This is a genomic window from Allosphingosinicella sp. (genome assembly GCF_059502505.1).
Genome location: NZ_JCACEU010000014.1, coordinates 268,811 through 291,338, shown reverse-complemented (window position 1 = coordinate 291,338; position 22,528 = coordinate 268,811). Strand labels below are relative to the sequence as shown.

The window sequence follows — 22,528 nt, the reverse complement described above, 5'->3', positions numbered from 1 at the left end:
GAGCTCCAGCCTCCGTCCACCGGCGCTAGGCGACTATATCACAAGGAAAAATTCGCCCTGACGCGACCGATCGCCGCGATCTCGATCAATGCGGCCTGGAACATTGTCAACTTCAGACGCGGGCTCATTGCGCAACTCCAGCGCGAGGGATTTCACGTCGTCGCGATCGCACCGCCCGATGAGTATAGCGGGCGGCTGGCCGATCTTGGCGTCGATTACATTCCGATCGAAATGGACAAGCAAGGCATTTCTCCGCTCGCGGACCTGCAACTGCTCGGGCGCTACTATCGCATATTGCGTCGCCTTCGGCCTGACATTTATCTGGGCTACACGGCCAAGCCGAACATCTACGGCTCGCTCGCGGCTCACGCGCTCCAAATACCGGTCATCAACAACGTGGCCGGACTGGGGACTGCCTTCATAAAGCAAGGCCTGCTCACTCGGATCGTCAGCGGCCTGTATCGGATCGCCTTCGGGCGGTCCGCTGTCGTCTTCTTTCAGAACGAAGACGACCTGACCATGTTTGTGGACGAGCGCATCGTCACACCGGACAAGGCTCGACTCCTGCCGGGTTCGGGCATCGATGTCGCCGCATTCACGCCTGCGCCCACAGGATCGAAAGGCGCCGAAGGATTGACGTTCCTGCTCATCGCACGGCTGCTTTGGGACAAGGGCGTAGCTGAATATGTGGAGGCCGCGCGCCGCCTGAGAGACGAATATACCGGGAGCAGGTTCCAGATGCTCGGCTTCGTAGACGTGCCGAATCGCACGGCCGTCGCCCGCAACGATCTGGAGAAGTGGATCGACGAGGGGCTGATCGAGTACCTGGGCCATGCCGACGATGTTCGTCCGTTCATCGCGGCAGCCGACTGCATCGTGCTCCCCTCCTATCGCGAAGGCCTGCCCCGCGTCCTGCTCGAGGGTGCGGCGATGTCCAAGCCGCTTATTGCGACGGATGTGCCCGGGTGCCGGCATGTCGTGGAGGACGGCACGAACGGCTATTTGTGTACAGTGAGGGATTCCTCTTCGCTGGCGAACGCGATGCGAAGGATGATCAAGCTGACAGATGAGGAGCGCAATGCGATGGGCGCGGCCGGACGCCACCGGATCGAAACCGAGTTCGATGAGCGGATCATGATTCAGCGTTATCTGGAAGCAATTGAGGCGGCTGCCGCCAGAAGAGGTTAGTCGGCCGACAGGTGCCGGACGCCACTTTCGGCCGCCGGGTCTTCGCCGCGACGTACGCGAGCCCGCGGTTCGGCCATCAGCGCGACACAGACTGCGAACAGTGTACTGATCGCAGCCGTTCGGAGCGGATAATCGACGATGCTGTGCGCGAGGACGGCAGCGGAGGCGATGGTCGCGGCTCGGGCAAAATGATCAGGTTTCTCGGCCCGCCATATCGCCGATACGCGGGCCAGCCACCAGATCAGGAACAGCAGCAGGACCAGGAGACCCGGCAACCCTGTTTCGAGCGCGAGCTCGATATAGTCCCCATGCACGTGGTTCACGTAGGTGCGCTCGATCGCCTCGGGATCCTCGTAGCGGGGATAGATGTCGACGAAAGTGCCGATGCCGGAGCCGAACGGGAAATAGTCGCCTGCGGCCTCCAAGCTGTTCGAGAAGGACGTGTAGCGTGAATATGGTGACGCCTGCGCTTGTGTGGTCGTCAGGTTGTTACCGAGCGGGGCGCTGAACGGAATGTAGACGCAGGTGATCGCAAGCAGCGCGAGCAGTCCAATGACCCAGGCGGAAATCCTGCGGCGCCTGGTCAGCAGCATGAGCAAGCTCGCTCCGGTTACCGGCACGGCCAGCCCAATGCCCGCCAGCGAGCCGTTGATGGCGACGCCGACCACCAGCACCATCAAGGCACCGAGCAGGATCACGAGCATACCGGAGGCGTGTTGCGCCGAGCGCCCCTTGCCGGTCCCCGCCAGATAAAGCGCGGCGAGAAAGGGCACCGTCGCGACGAGCAGCGTCGCCTCGTGGTTGGCGTTGGAGAAAAAACCCACCCCGACGCCGTAGTTGGTGATGTCATAGAAATACCAAGCGGATCCCATCCCGCCCGCGAGCTGCATCGAGCCCACGGCGACGGAGAGAATGGTGACGCCGGCGAGGCCCCATGCGAACCAGCTCGCCTTGAACCCGCCAAGCTTCACGATCCCCAGCAACGCGGCGACGGCGGGGATCAACCACAGCAGCGACGAGAGCGTCTTGTGCGGGGCCAAAGAGATTGGCAGCCTCGGCAGATCCTGGCCAAGAAGCTCGTAGCCCGCGACGACCATCTCGCGCCCGCCCAGGCTCGTCCAAATCGCGGGCGGGAGCGGCACAAGCTGGATGAGCGGCACCAGCAGCATCAGCACGAGCAACGCCACCAACTGGCGCGCAGGCAGACCCATCGGCGTCCGCCGCACGGCGATCAGCGACCAGAAAATGAGGGCGAGGCCGGTCAGCTGCAGAAACAAGTTAGGCCAGTAACCGGCGGCACTGGCGCCGCCCAGAAGCAGGCAGAGGACCAGGTAGAGCGGTACGATGGAAACGCGAAGATGATGGCTCACGACCTGCCCCCCTTGCGCACCTGTAGGTCGCTGATCGTGATGCTGTGGGCGGCTGGGAATTCTGCCGGAGTTCCGATCAGCCGCAGCCATTGCGCCGAGCAGCCGCTGGGCGGGACGACGAAGCTCCCGACGATCGCACGTGCGGCATAGTTGAGCTTGCTGATCGGCACGGAGGCGATCTCGGCCTGGCTCGGATGGCAGACCAAGCGCCAGGACACGCTGCTGCCACGCTCGGGGGAGTCGCCTGCCGCTTTGAAGGTGAGCTGATAACGGCCGGGCGCCAACACCATCAGCTGGCTGGCAAGCTCCGCGTCGACCCGCCCATAATATTCGACTTGGAGGGCTCGCGACTTGGTCGGCTCGGCGACGCCTGCCGGGCTGCTGGCGAACTGCCAGTTGAACGGCGGCGGCCCCGGTCTCCGCTCGAACTGCCCATCGTAAATGCCCGCCGCGACAGCGGCTGGGACGCCGGCCAACCGATACCAGAGCGAGCGCGCCTCCGCCACTTCGTTCCTGTTGACGAGCGAGGCCAGCAACTGCTGCTGCCAATAAGGAGACTGGCCCGCGGGCGCGGGGCCCGCCTCGCTGCCCGCGAGGCGCAGCACCGTCTCCGGCGCAGCGCCGGTTGTTGCCAGGTGTTCGAGGAGCCCACGCTTGAGTTCCGGGTCGGCACGCAGAATGTCCGCCAGCGCGGCTCGCGTCTTAGGGTCGGCGCTGAAGCGAGCAAGCTCCGGGACAAGCACGTTTCGCGTCCCCGGGACGAGCCGGCTTACGCCGGAGATTTCGACCGCCGCCTGCCGAAGATTACCGGTGCGCAGATAACGGTCGAGTAGAAGGATGCGCGTCGCGCGAGAACGAGGGTTTCGTTTTCTGGCTTCGATCAGCAACCGCTCCGCCTGAGCCTCCTCGCCCCGGACCAGTGCGTCGACGGCGGCAAGGAAAAAAGGCTCTTCGGCAAGCGGCGCTTCCTGGAGCGAAGCGATCGCCCGCGTCGCCAGCGAGGGCGTCACGGCTCCTTGCTTCAGACGGAACTCCGTCATGGCGAGTGTCATCGGGATGCGCGGGTCGCCCGGCGCCACCGTGGCGGCCGCGTGAGGGTTGCGCCGCACCAGAGCATCAACGGCGGCCGATTTCACTGCCAGCCACCCGATAACGATCATTCCGCCCGCCAGCAGGATGATCTTCGGCAGTGCCTTCCAGTCGAACGCCCTTGAACGAGCTTTCCGCCGCCTACGCTTCACGATGCGCGATTAGCCGGATTTCACGCTCGCGGCTACCGATACCGCCATATTTGTACGGCTCGTAGCTGTAGCCGTAGCCATAGCCATGCGACTGCTGCTTGAACTTGGTGAGCACCGCACCGACAAGGTGGCTGCCCGAAGCCTTGAGGCGGTTAACGGCGTCGACCGCGGCCTTGGTGCGGGTCTTGCCGCTTTCCACGACCATCAAGGTGCCACGGCAGACGGCGCCGAGCAGCGGAGCGTCGGCCAGACCGAGCACCGGCGGGCCGTCGACGATCACCATGTCAAACTGGCTTGCCGCCTCGTTGATGAGCGCCTTGAGGCGGGGCGAGGCGAGCAGCTCGGCCGGATTGGGCGGCAGCGGCCCGCAGGGCAGCAGCCAGAGATTGTCATGCTCCGTCTTCAGCACATGCTCGCCCAGAGCATCATGGTTGGTCAGCAGCTTGGAAAGACCGTCAGTGGGATCCGCACCGGTGACGAAGGCCGGCTTCCGAAGATCGCCGTCGATCAGCAGCACGTTGTTGCCGAGACGCGCAAAATTCTGCGCCAATGCAAGCGTAGTGCTCGACTTGCCCTCGGCCGCCCGGGTGCTCGTAATCAGCAGCGTCTTTGGAGCGCCACTGTCGGTTGTGAACTGAAGCGACGTCCTCAGCGAGAAATAGGCCTCGGACACGGCCGACGACTGGTCCTTCAGCTCCTCGGACACCGACTCCTGGGTGAGCTTCTTCGGAATAACGCCTAGCGAAGCGAGCCGCAGCTTGTCGCGCACGTCGTCCGGGGTCTTGATCGTGTCGTTGATGAACTCGAGCGCCAGCGCGGCGGCGAGGCCGCCGAGCAGACCGATCGCGAAGCCCATCGCCAGATTCAGGAACAGGTTCGGCTTGAACGGCCCACCCGGCACTTCGGCCCGATCCACGACCGACACGAGGTTCTTTCCGATGCCGCCGGCGACGCCGATCTCCTTGTAACGCTGAAGCAGCGCGTCGTAGAGTGAGCGGTTGGTGTCGACCTCGCGCTGAAGAATGTTGTACTGGATCGAGCGGCCGCGCAGGTTGAGCACCGCGCCCTTCAGCTGATTGACCCTTCCCTGCAGTGCGCGCTCGGCCTGCAAGGCTGCCATATAGTCGGCCCTGAGGGTGCTCGCGCGGCTGCCGGAGACCTGGCCTGCCTCGGTGTTGATAGCTTCGCTAAGTGCATCGATACGGGCGCGGAGCGCGACCATATCCGGATATTCGGGCCGGAAGCGGCTCAGCTTCTCATTATATTCGGCCTCGAGGCCGGCGCGCTGCGCGCGCAGCGACGCGGTGCTCTGTGTCACCTCGGACCGCGCGCCCGCCCCCGCCTGACGGTAGGCCTGCTCGGCTGAGATGCGCCGCGTCTGCGCCTGGGCAAGCGCAGAATTCAACGCCACTAGCGACGCGCCCTGCAACGAGCCGGCATCCCCGCCTTCCCCTGCCTGGCCGCCGCCCAGCGCGACGATTCCTTGCCGCTGCGCATAGGCGACGAACTGCCGCTCGGACCTTTCCAAGTCGCGTTTCACGTTGGCGATCTGCCGCTCAAGGAACGAGCGGGCATAGGATGACGCCTCATAGCGGCGCTCGAGATTGGAATTGATGAAATTGTCAGCGAAGCTGTTGGTCACCTGCGCAGCGAGATTGGGATCGGCCGATGTGAAGGAAATCTCTACCAGGCGGCTCTGGGGTACCGGCTCGACTTCGAAGCCGCCCACCAGGTGCCCTGTCGCGATCTTCAGCTTGGTCGCGCGGTCGGCTTCGGCTGGGGCAATCTGCTCGTTGCTGCCGAGGTTCAGCTCCTGCGCGACACGCTGCGCCAGCGTCCGGCTGCGCAGTAGGCCATATTGAGTAGCCAGGAACTCTCGATCGTTGGCAACCACCGGTTGGCCTTTCGCGCCATCCATGATCTCGACTGCGGGAGGATTGATCTCCAGCACCGCAGTCGACTTGTAGAGCGGTGTCGTCAGCAGAGTGAAGACGATCGCGCCGGCAAGGCCGACCGCAGTGGCACCAAGGATCAGCCAGCGCCACTCGTGGACGATCCGCCAGATCGTCTGGAGGTTGAGATCGAGGGCCGAATCCCCGTCGGCCCGCGGCTGCTCCCACTGGCCGGGCAACGCGAGCCCGCCGCCACCGACATGAGGCGCCAGCGGCCAGATCGGCGTTGCGCCCGCGGGCTCGATGTCGTTCTTGCTCATAACCGAATGAGATGCCTTTGCTGATCGGCGCCAAGCTGCCTCCGAAGAGGCAGAATCTTAGAACGGCCGGAAGAAACCAAGAATGGGAAGGGCGGTGAGGATCTCACGCTGCCAGGCGCGGACGTTCGAGCCGTTCACGATGATCAGATCGCCGCTATAGACTTCCGGATCCTCCATCCGGCCGCGCTGGATGCTGATCAGGTCGAAGGCAGCCCCTTGGCGCTTGCCGTCTATCGTGCGCACGATCGCAACCTGGCGCGGGTTGGCGCCGTCATCGTAGCCTCGAGCCAACGCGACTGCCTGAACGAGCGTCATGGGACCGTTGACCGGATACAGGCCAGGCGCGCGCACCGAGCCTGCCAGCGTGACGTTGCGGCGCGCCGACGCTTTAAGGCCGACGCTGACGTCGGGGTTCTGAAGATATTTCGCCCCGAGCTGCTGCGTGATCCGCTGATCCAGCTCGGCGGTCGTCATGCCGGCCGCCTTGACGGTCCCGAGCAGCGGCAGCGCGATCTGGCCGGTGAGGTCGACCGCAAAGTCACCCGAAAGATCAGGAACCTGGAAGACGGCGATCGACAGCGTGTCGCCCCCGGCGATCTTGTAATCCTCCTCCACCGTCAGCAGCGACGGCTCGTCCGGGCGCCCGAAGTCCTCGACATTATAGGGAATGGGACCACCGCGGGAGCCGGCACATCCGGCAAGCAGAGCGAGCGCGCAGAGGGCGGCGAGCAAGGCGAAGAGGCGAGAAAGCCCCTTGCCACGCGGCGCAAGATCAGCGGCGGACATGCTGGTCACCATGAATCACCCTTTAAAAACAACGCGACCCCCCCCCTTTGCGAAGTGGCCATTACCCTGTCCTGAACAATAAAGCGAGATGGCGCGTGACACCAGTCGCCGACTCCCGCCGGACGAGATCGGCAGTTCTAGGTCAGGCCGCTTCAGACCTCATCTTTTCCTCAGCCTCAGCGTTTTCCGCGCCGGTGAGAAACCACCGTCTATCGTCCTCCACCGCCAATGCCGTCAAGACGCCGCTATGATAGGCGCCCGTGTCGATCGCGATACGGTTCGGTCGCTCTTCGACGCGTTCCACGATGGTATGGCCGTGGACGACGACGAAGCCATGCTCTTTGGCGTCGCTGAGGAAGGGGTCGCGGATCCAACGAAGGTCCTGGCGGCTCTGCTCGTCAACCGCCACGCCAGGTCGGATGCCGGCGTGGACGAACAGATAGTCGCCGAAGCTGAACGTGTCGGCGAAGCTCTCCAGGAATTCGCGATGCGCGCGCGGCACCTTCGCCCGCACCATCTCGATTGCGGCATCCTCGTGCACCCGGGCAAGCTCGACCACGTCGATGCCGTAGCTGGCGGCGCATTCGATGCCGCCGAACTTGAGCCAGCTGGGCAGAACGCCGCGCTTCCCCGCCAGGATGTTCAGCAGCACCTCCTCATGATTGCCGCCAAGGAAGACCAGGCGCGCGTCCGGATTGCGGTAGGTGCGCAGCCGCTCGACCACGCCCGCGGATTCGGGGCCGCGGTCGATCAGGTCGCCGAGGAAGATGATGAAGGTGCGGCGCCGCTCGCGCGAGGCCATGTCGGCTTCGATGTTGGCGAGGAGGCGATCGAGCAGGTCCAGGCGGCCATGAATGTCGCCGACCGCGTAGGCGCGGCAGCCTTCCTTGCCCCTGGGCAAATTCTTGTCCGCGCCGAGCAGTCCCAGTTTACGTAGCAGATTCATCGCAAGCTCTACTCTCACCAACTCGCCGATGGCGCCGTCCTGTACGAGACGCCGCCGATCCTCGTTTACCACATTTCCGCTGGCCCCGAATCGGGGATGTCGCCACTGCGTCACCAGCCAATTCGCGGCAGCGTCTGCAGGGAGAGGGACCGTCCCTACACGCCTGACACAGCTTGGCGCAACCGGCTATACGCCCGGGCGTGACGCTTGTTCCCGGCGACCCGCAAAAACTGTTGCGCAGCCGCATCAACCCGCCTTGGAAGCCGCGAAAAAGCGCCACTTGCTCTTCAAAGCGCATTGATTTCCGGACAAACTTCCGTGCTTCCCGGCGGCGGAGAGACTTTGCGCAGGTCAGTCATCTTGAAAGCCGCGGTGGCGATCGGTGCGGTGGCATGGGCCACGGCGGCCGTCGCCCAGCAGCCGGCGCCGGCTGAGACCCCGCCCGAAGCAGCGCAGGACCCCGGTGCGCCGATCATCCCCGATGCCGAGTTCGAAGCGGAGCTGCCGTCGCTGGACCCGGCCATGGACGCGCCGCTGGAGCCGATCGAGAGCTTCCCGATGCCGGCCGTGCCGCCGGCCGGGGCCGAGACGGTGCCCGATGCGCCGCCGCCCGACGATCCCGCGCTCACCGAGCCGCTACCGCCGCTCGCCACGTTCGACGTGACCACACCGCCGGCGACGGCCGACCCCGAGCAGGAGCCGCCGCCGGTTCGCTATGCGCTCGAGATCGAGGGACTGGATGAAGTCGGCCTGGAGGGGCGCTTCCGCGACCTGTCCGCCCTCGAGGACGGCGATGGCGAGGCGGCGAACGGCGCTCAGATCGCGGCTCGGGCACGCGAGGATGAGCAACTGCTCGTCCGGCTGCTGCGCTCCGAGGGCTATTATGACGGCACCGGCACCATCGCTGTCGAGCAGGTGCCGGAGCAGGCGGGACAGCTCAGGGTCACCGTCGCCGCCGCACCTGGCGAGCGCTACACGCTCGGCGAGATCGCGATCGCCGGGCCGGAGACGGTGCCGCCGGCCCTCGCCCGTGAAGCGCTGCCGCTCAAGACCGGTGATCCGATCGTCTCGGTCGACATCGTTGCGGCCGAAGCCAATGTTCCGCTCAAGCTCTCGCAGCAAGGCTATCCGTTCCCGGAGATCGGCGTCCGCGACATCCTGCTGAATCCCGATACCGACACTGGCGACTATACGCTGCCGGTCGAGCCGGGTCCCCGCGCCAGCTTCGCCGGCTTCACCACCGAGGGCGACCTCGCCTTCGACGCGGAGCATGTCGGCGTCCTCGCCCGCTTCGAGCGCGGTCAGCTCTACGACAGCCGCCTGGTCGACGATTTGCGCGAGGCGATGGTCGCCACCAACCTCTTCGCCAGCGTCTCGGCCGAACCTGTCCTCACCGGAGAGGCAGCGCCGGATGGGACGCAATATGTGAACGTCCTCGTCCGCCAGGACGCCGGACCGGCCCGATCCCTCTCCGCCAATGCCGGGTTCAGCACCGGCGAGGGCATCCGCCTCGAAGGTTCGTGGGAGCATCGCAACCTCTTCCCGCCTGAAGGCGCGCTGCGCGTCGCGGGCGTGGTCGGCACTCAGGAGCAGTCGCTTGGCGTGACCTTCCGCCGCTCCAATGCCGGCAAGCGCGACCGCACCGTGAATGTCATCGCCGAGGCGGCCCGGCGCAATTACGATGCCTACGAGGCCTTCACCGCGACACTGGCCGGGCGGATCTCGCGCGAATCCACGCCGATCTGGCAGAAAAAGTGGACCTGGTCCTACGGCGTCGAACTGGTCGCCACCAACGAGGACCGCGTCAACGTCGCCCTCGGCGAGCGGGAGCGGGCGACCTTCTTCATCGGCGCAATCCCGCTTCAGCTCGGCTATGACGGGTCCGACAGCCTGCTTAATCCGACCGAAGGTTTCCGCATCACGGGCCGGATCAGCCCCGAGGCGGCGCTGGAGAACGGCACCGGCTTCTATTCGCGCAACCTGATCGACGGCAGCGCTTATTATCCCGTCGCCGAGAACATCGTCCTGGCCGGCCGGGTCCGCTTCGGCACGATCAACGGCATCGACCGCGACGACCTCGCGCCTTCGCGCCGTTACTATGGCGGCGGCGGCGGATCGGTGCGGGGCTACGGCTACCAAGATCTCGGCCCGAGAGCCGTCATCACCAACCCCAAGTTTGACCCGGAGGATCCCGAAGAGGAGGATCCGCCCACCATCTCGGTGCCGATCGGCGGGCGCAGCCTCAACGAATTCTCGCTCGAGGGACGTTATCGCTTCGGCGACTATGGCGTGGTCGCCTTCGTCGATGCGGGCCAGGTCTATGAGAGCCAGTTCCCGCGCCTGTCCGACCTGCGCTTCGGCGTCGGCGTGGGCGGACGCCTCTACACCAATTTCGGGCCGCTCCGCGTCGATGTCGCGACACCGCTCGGCCGCCGGAAGGGCGAGCCTTGGGTGGCCCTCTATGTCTCGATCGGGCAGGCCTTCTGATGGCCGACGAACTGCCTCCCGAAGATGTTGCCGAGGCGCCGGAGCCGGAGCGGCGGCGGCCGAACTGGGGCAAGCGTGTCGCGATCGGCGTGGTCGTGGCGGTCGGTGCCATCCTGCTGCTCGTCGCGGGCCTCTATTTCGGCATCAACACCGAGCTCGGCCGCCGCTACGTCACCCGCCAGATCAATAATCTGGAATTCGCATCCGGCCTCGATATCGACATCGGCCGGCTCGAGGGCTCGCTCTATGGTGAGCTGATCATCCACGACCTGACGCTGAAAGACGCGAAAGGCACCTTCTTCGTCGCGCCGCGTGCCGAGCTGGACTGGCGGCCCTTCTCCTATTTCCGCAACCATGTCGACATCAAGTCGCTGGAGATCCCGCGGGCGCGGCTGGGCCGCCTGCCGGAGCTGAAGCCGGGCGATCCGAACGCGCCTCTCCTTCCCGATCTCGATATCGACATCGGCCGGTTCAGCGTCGGCCGGCTTGAGATCGACCCGCCGGTCACCGGCCAGAGGCACCTCGCCTCGCTCAACGGCAACGTGATGATTGCCGACGGCCGAGCGCAGGTCGCGCTCGACGCCGGCGCGATCGCCGCGCCCGGCCTTGCCGGCGGCGACCGGCTGGCGCTGAAGCTCGATGCCGTGCCCGAAGCCAATCGCTTCGATATCGAGGCGCGGTTGCAGGCGCCGGCGAACGGCTTCGTCAACACCATGACCGGCTTCAAGCAGCCGCTCGCGGCGCAGATTTCCGGGCGAGGAACCTGGCAGAACTGGCAGGGCCGCGCCCAGGCGATGCTCGGCGGGCAGCCGCTCGGCAACCTCGCGATCAGCGGCAAGGACGGCACCTTCACCGTCAACGGCCCCGTCCGCCCGAACCTGATCCTCGCCGAGGGGCCGCTGTCGCAGCTGATGGCGCCGCTGGTGCAGGTGAACCTCGTCACCACGCTTGCCGAACGCCGCGCCGATATCCGCCTCCGCGCCAACTCGGCGGCTATCGCCGTCGCGGCCGAGGGCCTCGTCGACCTCGGCCAGAGCCGGATGCAGAACCTGAAGGTCGCCGCCCGCCTCCTCCGTCCGGCCGCGATCGCGCCCAACCTCAACGGCCGCGACGTGCGCCTGGCGATGGTGCTGAACGGTCCTTTCGCCACGCCGACCGTGCTCTACGACCTCAACGCCTCTGCGCTGGGCTTCAACGAGACGGTGGTGGAGGGTCTCCGCGCCCAGGGCCGCGCCCGCGTCGCGAGCGACCGCATCACCATTCCCATCTCGGCGACTGCGCGCCGGATCAGCGGCCTCAACGAAGCGGTCGGCGGCCTCCTCACCAACGTCTCGCTGGACGGGACGCTGAACATCGCCGGCACCCGCATCCTTTCCGATGATCTCAAGATCCGCTCCGACAAGCTGAACGCCACCGCGGTGGTGGTGGCCGATCTCGCCAAGGGCGAATATCGCGCCGGGCTGCAGGGCCGGATCAACAATTATCTGGTTCAGGGGATCGGCCTGCTGGACATCGACAGCGATCTCGATGTCGTGAGCCAGGGCGACGGCTTCGGCATCCGCGGCCGCGTCGCCGTCCGCACCCGCCGCATCGACAATGCCTCCGCGCGCGATTTCCTTGGCGGCAATGCCATCGTCACCGCCAGCATCAACATGAATCCGGCGGGCGTGGTGGCGATCGACAACATCCGCCTCGCCTCGCCGCAGCTGCGCATCACCTCGGGAAGCGGCACCTACAATCTGGATGGCCGCATCAATTTCCGCCTCAGCGGCGTGTCCAATGCCTACGGCCCCCTCTCCGTCCAGGTCAGCGGCACGACGACAGCGCCCGACATCCGGCTGCAGGCGGCGAACCCGGGCTTCGGCATCGGCCTCTCGAACGTCGAGGCTCGCATCCGCGCCACCGGCCGCGGTTACGAGATCAGCGCCACCGGCCAATCCCAATATGGCCCCTTCACCGCCGATCTCACCGTGCTCACCGGCGGCGGGCCGCTGACGATCGAGATCCGCCGCCTGGTCTTCGCCGGCATCACCTTCACCGGCCGCGTCACCCAGACGCCGGCTGGGATCTTCGTCGGGACGCTCAGTATGAACGGCCAAGGGCTGAACGGCACCGTGCGCCTCTCCGCCGCCGGCGGCTACCAGGCCGCGACGATCGTCGCCCGCGCCAACGGCGCCCAAATCCCCGGGACGACGCCGATCACGATCCAGCGCGGCCTCATCAACGCCAACGTCATCCTGTATCCCGACGCGCCGCAGATCGTCGGCGACGCACAGCTCGCCGGCGTTCGCAGCGGCGGGCTGCTGATCGAGCAGGCGCGGGCGCGGGTGAATTACCGCGGCGGCCGCGGCACCGCCCAGATCCTGGCCGAGGGCCGGAGCGGCGTGCCGTTCCGCGTCGCCGCCAATGCGGCACTGACCCCGACCCTGATCCGCGCGGCGATCCAGGGCAACGTCAACCGCGTCGCCTTCCGCCTCGCCCGGCCCGCCGACATCCGCAAGGTGGGTTCGGACTGGGTGCTCGCCCCGACCACGCTCGTCCTGCCCCAGGGCAATGTCCAACTCGCCGGCCGCTACGGCGATGAGCTGGAGATCCAGTCGCGCTTCGCTAATCTCGACCTCTCCCTGTTCAACGCTTTCTCGCCGACGCTCGGTCTCGCCGGCCGCGCCACTGGCAGCCTGGACTTCGCCCAGCCAAACGGCACCACCTTCCCGCGCGCCGACGCCCGCCTCACGATCCAGGACTTCACCCGCGCCGGCATCGTCTCCCTGTCGGAGCCGGTGAACATCGCCTTTGCCGGCCAGCTTCGACCGGAAGGCGGCCGCGCCTCCGCCGTGATCCGCGATGACGGCCGAGTTGTCGGGCGCGCCCAGGTGCGGCTCGAGCCGCTGGGGCCAGGCGCCGGCTCCTGGACGACCCGCCTGCTGGCGGCCCCGCTCGCCGGCGGCATTCGCTACAATGGCCCTGCCGAAGTGCTCTGGTCCCTTAGCGGCATGACCGACATGCAGCTCTCAGGTCCGGTCGGCATCGCGGCGGACTTCTCCGGCCGCGTCCAGGATCCTGATTTCCGCGGCGTCATCCGCGCCAACAATCTCACCTTCGTCCATGAGACGTACGGCACCCGTATCACCAACCTCGCCGTCGCGGGCCAGTTTACCCGCTCGCGTCTTGAGATCACCCAGCTCAGCGGCCGCGCCGGCCGCGGCACCGTCACCGGGAGCGGCACGGTCGGCCTGGCTTCGGACGCCGGCTTCCCGATCGACGTCCGCCTGAATTTCGAGCGCGCCCAGCTCGCCCGCGGCGACGATCTCGGCGCTTCGGTCTCGGGCCAGGTGGCGATCGTCAACAATGCCAGCGGCGCCTCGATCACGGGCGACCTGACGCTGCCGGAGGTGCGCTACCAGATCGTCCGCCAAGGCGCGGCCGAAGTGGTCGACCTCGCCGGCGTGCGCCGCCGCGGCGAGCCCCTGCCCGATCCCGACGAGGCGCTGGCCGAGGACAGCGCGGTGCCCAGCATCTGGAATCTCGACCTGCGCGTGCGCGCGGACAATCAGGTGTTCGTCTCGGGAATGGGCTTGGAATCCGAGTGGGAGGCCGATCTTCGCGTCCAGGGCACGTCGGCGACCCCGAGCATCACCGGCGAGGCCGAGGTCATCCGCGGGACGTTCAGCTTTGCCGGCCAGCGCTTCGAGCTGACCACCGGCCGCATCAGCTTCACCGGCGCGCGGCCGCCCAATCCGCGCATCAACATCGCCGCGACCACCGAGATCGAGGGCGTCGACATCAACCTCAACGTCACCGGCAGCGCCTACAATCCGCAGATCGCCTTCAGCTCGAACCCGGCCCTGCCGCAGGACGAAATCCTGGCTCGGCTGCTGTTCGGCGGATCGGTGACCGAATTGTCCGCGCTCCAGGTCGTGCAGCTCGGCGCCTCCCTGAACTCGCTGCGCGGCGGCGGCGGCGGCCTCAACCCGCTCGGCAAGCTGCGCGGCGCCAGCGGCCTCAGCCGCCTGCGCGTGCTCGGCGCCGACGAGGCGACCGGCCGCGGCACCGCCATCTCGGCCGGCTTCTACATCAGCAACGACATCTATCTGGAGCTGATCACCGACGCCCGCGGCTTCACCGCCACCCAGATCGAGATCGCTCTGTCTCGCTCGCTCAGCATCCTTTCCCAGGTGAGCTCGTTCGGCGGCACCAGCGTGAGCGTCCGCTACCGCAAGAACTATTGAGCCGCCCGGCCTGCCCGCCTAGGCGGCGGCATGGACTGGTATCAGGTCAAGGAATCGATCGAGCTCTTCACCGGCCTCGATATGGACGCGCTCCACGTCCATGTCGGCATCCTGGCGCAGATCGGCGTCGCGCTGCTCATGCGGCGCACCCTCGGCAGTCCCTGGCCGTGGCTGGTCGTGCTCGCCGCCGCAATCGGTAACGAATATTACGATCTGGCCTATGAGACCTGGCCCGAGCCGGAGCGGGAGCGCCAGTTCATGGAGAGCGTCCGCGACGTCTGGAACACTATGCTGATGCCGACCCTGCTCCTCCTTCTCTGCCGCTTCGCACCGCGCTTGTTCGTGCGGCCCGCGCTCGCCGAGGAGACGCCGGTCTAGCGCCCGCACTTGCGGAAAGTCCCTGTATTTGCTGGATGGGTGCGGGATCGTCCGCGGCAGCCTCTCCCGAGCCGCGCGACCTCCTGGAAAGTCCATGCGCAGCAGGAACGGCCTCTACACCCTTCTCCAGGTCCTCCCGGACGCCGATCCGGCGGTGATCGAGGCTGCCTACAAGGCGCTGATGAAGAAGTTTCATCCCGACGTCGTCGGCGGGGTCGATGCCGAGCGCAAGGCGGCGGAGATAAGCCACGCCTTCAACGTCCTGCGCGATTCCGACCGCCGCGCCGCCTATGACGCCGACGAGAAAGCGCGAGAGGAGCGTTATCGAGTCGAGCTCGCCCGCGCCTTCCCCGAACCGCCGCCGAACGGAACCGCGGCCGATGCGGGCCGGAGGGGCACACAACTCCCTGTGCACGTGCCGCCGCGCCCTCGCCCGGGTCACCGCGCGGCGGGCTGGGTCGGGCTCGCCGGCGCGCTTCTGCTGGCGGCGACGGTCGTCCTGTTCGCACGAGGCGGTCCCGAGGCTCCGAAGGCGAACGCGACGGCAGCGCTCGCGACCTCCGACAGCGGTGAGGCGGCCGATGCCGACGCCGCGCAAGACCCGATACCGTTCCGCGACCAGCCGGTCAGCCGCAGTCAGGTGACGAAGGCCGTATCCGAGTTCAAGCGCATCGCCGGCATGGCGGGCATGGCCGGCGCCGCCGACTTCAGCGAGCGCTGCTTCGAGGGCCAGGCGCAGTCGCTCGACGTCAACGACTTTGATTATTGTGTCGCGTTCGATCATGCGGCGGGCCGAACCGACCTGACGCCCCAGGCAGACCTCCGCACCGCGGCCGCACGCCGCTTCCAGCCGCAGAACCAGGTGTCCCGCCACGTTCGCGCCGCCGATCCGATGGCCGACACCTTCGCCTCGATCGAGCTCCGCCTGTTCGAAATCCGCCGTTTGGCGGACACGGCGATCACCGAGTTGACCGCTGTCGAACCCGCCGAACTCAGCGCGTTGGCGTCAGCGGCTCCAGCCCCGCAGCGACGCTACACCGCGCGGCCCGCTCCTCCGCCTCGCCGCACGGTGCGACCGGCACGTGGCCGAAGGCCGCAGCAGGAACAGGATTTCCTCGAGCGCGAAGGCGGCATCTACTGAGCCTGCAGGCGGATGCCGATCTGGTCTGCTTCCTCTGCGAGCGGCCGCTGGGCCGGCGGATCGAATGGCATCATCCGGTGCCCAAGAGTCGCGGCGGGCGTGAGACGGTGCCGGTCCATCCGATCTGCCACCGCACCATCCATCGCACGCTCGGCAACAAGGAGCTGGAACGGGACTTCGCGAGCGCCGCCGCCCTGCGCCGGCATCCGGATATCGCCCGGTTCATCGACTGGATCCGCAACAAGGATCCGGATTTCCATGCACCGACGCGGCGCGCGCGTTAGGCGTCCAGCACGATGTCCCAATAGAGATAGTCGCGCCACGTATCGTGCAGGTAGTTGGGCGGGAAGCTGCGGCCGTTTTCCTGCAGCTGCCAGCTCGTCGGGCGGATCGGCCAGCGGTAGAGCTGCATGTGGGCCTGAGCCGGCGTTCTCCCGCCCTTCCTGAGGTTGCAGGGCGCACAGGCGGTCGCGACATTCTCCCAGGTCGTCCGCCCGCCATGCGCGCGCGGGATGACGTGATCGAAGGTAAGCTCCCTCGGATCTCCGCAATATTGGCAAACGAACTTGTCGCGCAGGAACAGGTTGAACCGCGTAAAGGCCGGATGCTCGGACGGCCGCACATATTGCCGAAGGGCGATCACGCTCGGCAATTGCATCGTCCGCGTCGGGCTGTGCACCTCGCGCGCATAGTTGGCGACGATGTCGACGCGCTCCAGGAACACGGCCTTGACCGCCGTCTGCCACGGCCACACGCTCAAGGGGTAGTAGCTCAGCGGCGTATAATCGGCGTTGAGGACCAGGGCCGGGCAGCTGTCAGGATGTCGGATAAGATCGGGGTGATACATGAACCGGCACAGGCCTCCCGTTTCGTGCGGAGATACTCTTCCGAAACGCCGGCCCCCGGACTGTCGCACCCAGAACAGGGGAGACTGGCCTCTCGAGCCTTTTCTCCTGTTCGCGCCACGTTAGCTGCCCTTACGTGACGACGTCATGACACCACAGGTCGCGACTCGCGGTCAAGAGCCACGTTCGGGTGAACCTGCGCAGTGTCATCATTACGAGCGGAGCGAAGCAATCCAGCCACATGGCACTTCCCTATGAACGGATTGGTCACCCGCTTCGCGCCCTCGCCAACCGGCAGGCTGCACCTCGGCCATGCTTATTCGGCGCTGCTCGCTCACCGGCTCGTGCGGACAGACGGCGGTCGCTTCCTGCTCAGGATCGAGGATATCGATCCCGGTCGCGCGCGTGAGGAGCATGTCAGTGCAATCATGGAGGATCTCGCCTGGCTCGGCATCGACTGGGATGGCGAGGTGGTGCGCCAGTCGCGGCGCCTGCCGCTCTACGCGGAGGCGCTCGACCGGCTGAAGGCGGTAGGCCTCGCTTACCCCTGCTTCTGCACTCGCTCGGAGATCGCGGCGGAGATCGCCGCCAGCGCCTCGGCGCCGCATGGTCCGGACGGTCCGCTCTATCCCGGTACGTGCCGGCGCCTCAGCGAGGAGGAGCGCCAAGAGAGGCTGCTCCGGGAGCCGCATGCCTGGCGGCTCGATATGATGAAGGCGGTCCGCGCAACTGGCGACCTCCACTGGACCGATGCCGCTGCGGGCGAGGTGCTGGCCGAGCCGGACCGCTTCGGTGACGTCGTGCTGGCGCGCAAGGACGCGCCGACCAGCTACCACCTCGCCGTCACCGTCGACGATGCCGCGCAGGGGGTAACCGATGTGGTCCGGGGTCGCGACCTGTTCGCCGCCACCGACGTCCATCGCCTGCTCCAGGCGCTGCTCGAGCTCCCGGTGCCGCGCTACCACCACCATGCCTTGCTTGCCGACGAGAACGGCCGCCGACTGGCCAAGCGGAACCACGCCCCCACGCTGGCCGACCTGCGCGCCGCCGGCGCCGATCCGGAGCGGCTCGCCGCCGATCTTCTCGATGGCATATTGCCTGCTGGATTTACCGCCGCCGCGTCCTAGATAGACGCTATGCAGACCCTCCTCATCATCCTGATCGTGCTCGCCGCCGGCGCGACGCTGTTCGTGCTCGTCAAGGGCGTGATCGGCATGGCGCAAGGCAAGGATATTACCGGCCAGCGCAGCCAGGACCTGATGAGGAAGCGCGTCATGTTCCAGGCGATCGCGATCATCCTGGTCGTGCTGCTGCTCGTGCTCGCGAGCGGCGGGGGCTGATCTGGTCAGGCTCAACAAGATCTACACCCGCACCGGCGATGCCGGCGAAACGGGCCTAGTCGACGGCTCCCGCATCTCGAAGGCGCATCCGCGCGCGGCCGCGATCGGCGACATCGACGAGGCGAACAGCGCGATCGGCGTCGCGCTCCTGCACGTCCGCGACGAGACGCAGCGCGCCATGCTCGGGCGCATTCAGAACGAATTGTTCGATCTTGGCGCCGACCTCGCAACGCCGGGCGAGGACTTCACGCCCGGCGAGATGACGCTGCGCGTCACTGCGGAACAGGTTGCGCGCCTGGAGCGCGAAATCGATCGGATGAACGAAGATCTGGAGCCGCTACGCAGCTTCATCCTTCCCGGAGGCGGGGCCGGCGCGGCGCACCTCCACCTCGCCCGCACCATCGTCCGCCGCGCCGAGCGGACGGCCGTGGCGGCAGCCGCGGAGATCGCTCTCAATCCCCAGGCGCTCATCTACATCAACCGGCTGTCCGACCATCTCTTCGTGCTGGCGCGGTTGGCTGCGAAGGCGGACGGCGGCGACATCCTCTGGCAGCCCGGCGCGACGCGCGGCTGATCCCGACTGGTTTGCTTTGAACCGCGCGCGCGCTCCTGTAAGCATCGACGCGGCAGGAGGTAGCGTATGGCGACACTGATCCGGCGGGTTCTGACCGGCGACGATCTGCCGGAGCGCTTCGGCGAGGTGAGGGCCCTCAGCCGGTCGATCGCTGCGCCGCTTTCCGATGCCGACGCGACCATCCAGCCGCATCCGGACGCCTCCCCTGCAAAATGGCATCTCGCCCACACCACCTGGTTCTTCGAGACCTTCGTGCTGCGCGATCACGTTGCCGACTATCGCGTCTTCGACGAGCGCTGGGCGTTTCTGTTCAACAGCTATTATGAGGGGGAGGGCGAACGCCACGCCCGCGCCCGCCGCGGGATGCTGAGCCGCCCGTCGCTGGACGAGGTGCTCGCCTACCGAGACCACGTCGACGCTGCCCTCGCCGCCGCCTTGCCATCGCTGTCGGGAGAAGCGCGCGAGCGGGTGGAGCTCGGCCTTAATCACGAGCAGCAGCATCAGGAGCTGATGCTGATGGACATGCTTGCCGCCCTTGCGGAGAACCCGCTCGCGCCTGCCGCCTGGCCGCGCGAGGATGCGTCCGCCGCCGCTCCGATGGTGCCGATGGGCAGCGTCGTCGGCCGCGGCGGCATCGTCGAGATCGGCCACGGCGGCACCGGCTTCGCCTTCGACTGCGAAAAGCCGCGCCACCAGCAACTCCTCCGACCCTATGAGATCTCCGATCGCCTCATCACCATTGGCGAGTGGCTGCGTTTCATCAACGAGGGCGGCTATGAGAGCGCCGACCATTGGCTCGCCGACGGCTGGGCCTGGGTGCAGGCGAACACGATCGAGGCGCCGCTCTACTGGCGGCGGCACGGCGGCTGGTGGCAGCGTTTCGGCCTCGACGGCCTGCACCCGCTCGATCCTGCCGAGCCGGTCTGTCACATCAGTTACTACGAGGCGGACGCCTTCGCCCGCTGGGCCAAGGCGCGGCTGCCGACGGAGGCCGAATGGGAAGCGGTCGCCGCCGCGCTCGATCCCCGCGCCGGCAATCTCCTCGACGAAGCCGGGCCGGTGCGCCCCGCCGCCGCCGCCGCGACGGGCACGGCCCTCAGGCAGATGTTCGGCGACGTCTGGGAATGGACCTCCAGCGCCTTCTCGCCTTACCCCGGCTTCAGGCCCGCCGAGGGCACGGTCGGTGAATATAACGGCAAGTTCATGTGCGGCCAGTTCGTGCTCCGCGGCGGCAGCTGCGCCACCCCCCGCGGCCATGTCCGGCCGAGCTACCGCAACTTCTTCTACCCACATCAGCGCTGGCAGTTTTCCGGCCTTCGCCTCGCGCGGGACATCTGATGGACATGCCGAGAGCCGTCGCCGATCCCGCGTTCCGGGCGGACGTGCTCGCCGGCCTTGCCGCGCGCATCCCCGCTATTCCGGCGCGCTGGCTCTACGACCGCCGTGGCTCGGAGTTGTTCGAGGCGATCACCAGGCTGCCCGAATATTATCCGACCCGCGCCGAGCGCGGCATATTGGAGGCTCATTGCGGAGACGTGGCCGCGATCGCAGGGACCGGCGACGCAGTGATCGAATTCGGCTCGGGCTCGTCGACCAAGACCCCGATACTGCTCCGCGCCGTCCGCCCCGCCGCCTATGTGCCGATCGATATTTCCGGCGAGTTCCTGCGCCAGTCGGCCGACATGCTGCAGGACGAGTTTCCGGACCTCGCCATCCATCCGGTCGAAGCCGATTTCATGCGCCCGATTACGTTGCCCCTGCAGGTCGCCGATGCGACCAAGCTCGGCTTCTTCCCGGGTTCGACGATCGGCAATCTAGTGCCGCGCACCGCCGTCGACCTGCTCCGCGCGATGAAGGACACGCTCGGCGAGGGCTCCTATCTTCTGATCGGCATGGACCGCATCAAGGAACCCGACGTGCTGATCCGCGCCTATGACGATGCCGCCGGAGTGACCGCCGAATTCAACCTCAACCTGCTCCACCGCATCAACCGGGAGCTCGATGCCGACATTCCCGTGGATGCGTTCCGCCACCGCGCGATCTGGAACGACCGGATGAGCCGGATCGAGATGCACCTCGAGGCAATGCGCGATGTCGGGTTCGCGATCGAGGGCGAGCACTTCTCGTTCCGCGAGGGCGAGACGATCCACACGGAGAACAGCCACAAATACGGCTTCCGCGATTCCCGCCTGCTGCTCCGCGCCGCCGGCTGGGCGATCGTGCGGGAGTGGACGGACGAGGCCGACCAGTTCGCGCTGCTGCTCGCCGAAGCGGAGCCGCCGCGCTTCGCCCCCTGATGCCGCCCCGGCGGGGCCGGGGTCTCAGCCGACGGAAAAACGACGGCGCGTTCGCGTCCTGCGATCCCGGCCTGCGCCGGGATGACGTTACTCGCTCTTCGCGACCACGCCGCCCTTGATCACGACGTCGACATCCTCAAGCGCGCGAACGTCCTGGACCGGGTTACCATCCACCGCGATGATGTCGCCGTAGCGCCCGGCCGCGATCGCCCCGACGTCCCGCTCCCGCCCCAGCGCCTGTGCCGCGTTGCGCGTTGCCGCCTGGATCGCCTCCATCGGCGTCATCCCATATTCGACCATGTAGCGGAACTGCCCGCCCGCGGTGCCGTGCGGCATGACGCCTGCGTCGGACCCGAACACCATCTTCACCCCCGCCCGGTGCGCCGCTCGGAAATTATCGCGCTGGATCTGCGCGATCTCGCGGTCCTTCCGCAGATTGTCTTCCAGAACCCCGTTCTTGCGCCCCTCGGCCTGGGTATATTCGGTGTTGAAGATATCCATCGCGAACCAGACCGGCCGGCGGCGCTCCGCCGCCAGCCTGATCCCCTCCGCGTCGACGAGGCTGGCATGCTCGATGGTGTCGATCCCGGCGCGGATCGCCGCCTTGATGCCGTCCGCGCCATGGGCATGGGCGGCGACCCTCAGGCCCCATTGATGCGCCTCGTCCGCGATCGCCCGCAGCTCCTCCTCGCTGAGCTGCTGCTGCCCCGGCTCGGTGTTGCGCGAGAAGACGCCGCCGGTTGCGCAGACCTTGATCACCTCGGCGCCATATTTGCGCTGCTCGCGCACCCGCCTGCGCAGCTCCTGCGGACCGTCGCCCACCGCCTCGCCCTTGGCCTCGAAGGAAGGCGGCAAATAGGTCTGGTCGCAATGGCCGCCGGTCGCGCTCAGCGCATGCGCCGCCGGCACGATGCGGGGTCCCGCGATCAGCCCCTCCTCGATCGCCTGCTTGTAGGCGACGTCCGAATAATTGTCGGATCCGACGTTGCGCACCGTCGTGAAGCCGGCAGCCAACATGTCCCGGGCGTTCGAAACGCCCTGCACCGTCCAGAACTGGTCGGTGAACTGCAGCCCGGTATAGCCGCCGTAGCGGGGGTTGCTGTCGAGGTGGACGTGCATGTCGATGAGGCCCGGCAGGATCGTCTTGCCTGGAAGATCGATCCGCCGCGCGCCTTCCGGGATCACCGGCCGCGCCCCGCCGCGCCCCACCACCGAGGCGATCCGGCCGTCGGTAATGACGATTACCGGCTCCTCGACCACTCGGCCGGCGAGCACGTCGACCATCCGGTCGGCGGTGACGACGACGGTCTCGGCCTGAGCCGCGGCGGTGCCGGCGAGCAAAGCGGCGAAAATCATGGCGTGGCGCATTTCTCTCCCCTTTTGAGGCGAGACAGTAGAGCGGCTCGCAGTCCCCGCAATGGAAAAGGCGAAGACTTGCGGGCGCCGCAAAGTGCCGCCCGAGGAAAGCCAAGTCCCGATACGGATCAAATAGCT

Annotated in this window: 18 protein-coding genes; 11 read left to right on the top strand and 7 right to left on the bottom strand. The window is 67.0% G+C overall.

The genetic code is table 11. From position 1 onward, the window contains the following. The first annotated feature begins 57 nt into the window (after positions 1–57). Positions 58–1,188: a glycosyltransferase family 4 protein gene (locus AC5JBD_RS03585; RefSeq protein ID WP_495721183.1), complete on the top strand. Its 1,131-nt coding sequence runs from the start codon at positions 58–60 to the stop codon at positions 1,186–1,188. Here AC5JBD_RS03585 and AC5JBD_RS03580 read toward each other — a convergent pair. The 5 genes from AC5JBD_RS03580 to AC5JBD_RS03560 form a co-directional block, all read right to left on the bottom strand. Then, the gene (locus AC5JBD_RS03580) at positions 1,185–2,558 is read right to left on the bottom strand and encodes an O-antigen ligase family protein (RefSeq protein ID WP_495720381.1); all 1,374 of its coding nucleotides are present in this window, start codon (positions 2,556–2,558) and stop codon (positions 1,185–1,187) included. The genes AC5JBD_RS03585 and AC5JBD_RS03580 overlap by 4 nt on opposite strands. After that, the gene (locus AC5JBD_RS03575) at positions 2,555–3,799 is read right to left on the bottom strand and encodes a hypothetical protein (RefSeq protein WP_495720380.1); all 1,245 of its coding nucleotides are present in this window, start codon (positions 3,797–3,799) and stop codon (positions 2,555–2,557) included. The genes AC5JBD_RS03580 and AC5JBD_RS03575 overlap by 4 nt, the downstream gene beginning before the upstream one ends. After that, entirely contained in the window at positions 3,789–6,011 is a 2,223-nt protein-coding gene (locus AC5JBD_RS03570) for a GumC family protein (RefSeq protein WP_495720379.1), read from the bottom strand. Before AC5JBD_RS03570 ends, AC5JBD_RS03575 begins: the two co-directional genes overlap by 11 nt. A 57-nt stretch (positions 6,012–6,068) precedes the next feature. Then, positions 6,069–6,809, bottom strand: coding sequence for a polysaccharide biosynthesis/export family protein (locus AC5JBD_RS03565; RefSeq protein ID WP_495720378.1), 741 nt, complete (start codon positions 6,807–6,809; stop codon positions 6,069–6,071). Positions 6,810–6,939: 130 nt separating this feature from the next. Next, complete coding sequence (locus tag AC5JBD_RS03560; RefSeq protein WP_495720377.1) at positions 6,940–7,743, bottom strand: metallophosphoesterase; 804 nt, start codon at positions 7,741–7,743, stop codon at positions 6,940–6,942. Between the two features lie 360 nt (positions 7,744–8,103). Here AC5JBD_RS03560 and AC5JBD_RS03555 point away from each other — a divergent pair, with 360 nt between their 5' ends. The 5 genes from AC5JBD_RS03555 to AC5JBD_RS03535 all read left to right on the top strand — a co-directional run bounded on the left by AC5JBD_RS03555 (position 8,104) and on the right by AC5JBD_RS03535 (position 16,262). Further along, positions 8,104–10,230: an autotransporter assembly complex protein TamA gene (locus AC5JBD_RS03555; RefSeq protein ID WP_495720376.1), complete on the top strand. Its 2,127-nt coding sequence runs from the start codon at positions 8,104–8,106 to the stop codon at positions 10,228–10,230. Further along, positions 10,230–14,459 carry a translocation/assembly module TamB domain-containing protein gene (locus AC5JBD_RS03550; RefSeq protein ID WP_495720375.1) on the top strand — a complete coding sequence of 1,410 codons (4,230 nt, stop codon included), beginning with the start codon at positions 10,230–10,232 and terminating at the stop codon, positions 14,457–14,459. The genes AC5JBD_RS03555 and AC5JBD_RS03550 overlap by 1 nt, the downstream gene beginning before the upstream one ends. Before the next feature lie 30 nt (positions 14,460–14,489). Further along, positions 14,490–14,837, top strand: a complete 348-nt coding sequence (locus AC5JBD_RS03545) for a hypothetical protein (protein WP_495720374.1) — start codon at positions 14,490–14,492, stop codon at positions 14,835–14,837. Positions 14,838–14,931: 94 nt separating this feature from the next. Continuing rightward, positions 14,932–15,978 carry a J domain-containing protein gene (locus AC5JBD_RS03540; protein ID WP_495720373.1) on the top strand — a complete coding sequence of 349 codons (1,047 nt, stop codon included), beginning with the start codon at positions 14,932–14,934 and terminating at the stop codon, positions 15,976–15,978. Then, positions 15,975–16,262 carry an HNH endonuclease gene (locus AC5JBD_RS03535; RefSeq protein WP_495721182.1) on the top strand — a complete coding sequence of 96 codons (288 nt, stop codon included), beginning with the start codon at positions 15,975–15,977 and terminating at the stop codon, positions 16,260–16,262. Before AC5JBD_RS03540 ends, AC5JBD_RS03535 begins: the two co-directional genes overlap by 4 nt. On the opposite strand, the gene AC5JBD_RS03530 is transcribed toward AC5JBD_RS03535, so the two are convergent. After that, entirely contained in the window at positions 16,259–16,825 is a 567-nt protein-coding gene (locus AC5JBD_RS03530) for an HNH endonuclease (RefSeq protein WP_495720372.1), read from the bottom strand. The two genes, AC5JBD_RS03535 and AC5JBD_RS03530, sit on opposite strands and share 4 nt — an antisense overlap. A gap of 252 nt (positions 16,826–17,077) precedes the next feature. Here AC5JBD_RS03530 and gluQRS point away from each other — a divergent pair, with 252 nt between their 5' ends. The 5 genes from gluQRS to egtD all read left to right on the top strand — a co-directional run bounded on the left by gluQRS (position 17,078) and on the right by egtD (position 21,034). Next, positions 17,078–17,950 carry a tRNA glutamyl-Q(34) synthetase GluQRS gene (gene gluQRS / locus AC5JBD_RS03525; RefSeq protein ID WP_495720371.1) on the top strand — a complete coding sequence of 291 codons (873 nt, stop codon included), beginning with the start codon at positions 17,078–17,080 and terminating at the stop codon, positions 17,948–17,950. Positions 17,951–17,959: 9 nt separating this feature from the next. Then, entirely contained in the window at positions 17,960–18,163 is a 204-nt protein-coding gene (locus tag AC5JBD_RS03520; protein WP_495720370.1) for a twin transmembrane helix small protein, read from the top strand. A 1-nt stretch (position 18,164) separates the two neighbouring features. Then, positions 18,165–18,737, top strand: coding sequence for a cob(I)yrinic acid a,c-diamide adenosyltransferase (locus AC5JBD_RS03515; protein ID WP_495721181.1), 573 nt, complete (start codon positions 18,165–18,167; stop codon positions 18,735–18,737). A gap of 66 nt (positions 18,738–18,803) precedes the next feature. After that, positions 18,804–20,075: an ergothioneine biosynthesis protein EgtB gene (gene egtB / locus AC5JBD_RS03510; protein ID WP_495720369.1), complete on the top strand. Its 1,272-nt coding sequence runs from the start codon at positions 18,804–18,806 to the stop codon at positions 20,073–20,075. Between the two features lie 5 nt (positions 20,076–20,080). Then, positions 20,081–21,034 (top strand): L-histidine N(alpha)-methyltransferase, encoded by a 954-nt coding sequence (egtD, locus tag AC5JBD_RS03505; protein ID WP_495720368.1) that lies wholly within the window; start codon positions 20,081–20,083, stop codon positions 21,032–21,034. An 87-nt stretch (positions 21,035–21,121) separates the two neighbouring features. Here egtD and AC5JBD_RS03500 read toward each other — a convergent pair whose 3' ends face one another. Continuing rightward, on the bottom strand, positions 21,122–22,402 hold the full coding sequence (locus AC5JBD_RS03500; RefSeq protein WP_495720367.1) for a Xaa-Pro dipeptidase: 1,281 nt from the start codon (positions 22,400–22,402) through the stop codon (positions 21,122–21,124). Positions 22,403–22,528: the final 126 nt, after the last annotated feature.